1 protein-coding gene is annotated in these 822 nt (G+C 56.0%); it reads right to left on the reverse strand.

All coding sequences use genetic code 11. The features are described 5' to 3' along the window. Positions 1–219: 219 nt before the first annotated feature. The gene (locus tag A3754_RS01830; RefSeq protein WP_063518697.1) at positions 220–822 is read right to left on the reverse strand and encodes a lytic transglycosylase domain-containing protein; all 603 of its coding nucleotides are present in this window, start codon (positions 820–822) and stop codon (positions 220–222) included.

An 822-nucleotide genomic window follows, 5' to 3' on the forward strand; every position in this document is an offset into this window, starting at 1 on the left:
ACATCAAGCTATCAGCTCGAGCAGTTTCGAATTGATTATGATGGGCAGTGGCTGGGTGTGGAAATTTGATGAACGTTGGGTTTGTTGTCTGATTACGCCTTTCAGGTTAATCAGACCTACCCGATAACCTGGGAGCGCCGAGTCTTGTAGGTTGCATTAGCCTGAAAGGCGTAATCCAACACTGGTGTTGACGGGCCTGAGTGAAGGGGGCAGGAGGGCTTACCGTGACGCAAACACCGTTTCTTCCTCTCCAAGTTCGGCCACGAACTGGTGTGCATAACGCTGGCGCAGTTGCTTCACTTTCTTCACGTAAGCCTGGGTCTCCTTGAAAGGCGGAATGCCGCCATAGCGGCGAACATTGCCTTCACCGGCATTGTAGGCGGCCAGGATATGGTCGAGATCGGAGAATTTGTTTTTCAGGTAGGCGATGAACTGGGTGCCGCCGGTAATATTAGCGCGGGGGTCAAAGGGGTTGCTGACTTTCAGGTAGGCCGCAGTTTCGGGCATCAGCTGCATAAGCCCCTGGGCGCCAACCCGGGAAATAGCGTTGTGGTTGAACAGGGACTCGGCGTGGATAACGGCTTTGACTAGCGCCGGGTCCACACGGAAGCGGGTCGCCGCCTGGGTAATGATGGTGTCGTACTGGTCACGCTGGGCGTTGGAAAGGGCGCGCGGGGTGTAGCTCCAGCCCTTGCGAACGGAGAGCAGGGTATATTGTTGCCCCACCTGTTCCTGAGCCTGGTCGGTGAACAGGATGGTGCCATCCGCAGAGCGGTATTTGTAGATATTGTCTGCCTGTGCCGTCGCACTGAAGCCCAGCAT

It is taken from the genome of Alcanivorax sp. HI0083, assembly GCF_001635175.1.

Bases quoted from the DNA above. Each gene is read 5' to 3' on its own strand.
- A3754_RS01830 (WP_063518697.1), bottom strand. From the start codon at position 822: ATGCTGGGCTTCAGTGCGACGGCACAGGCAGACAATATCTACAAATAC.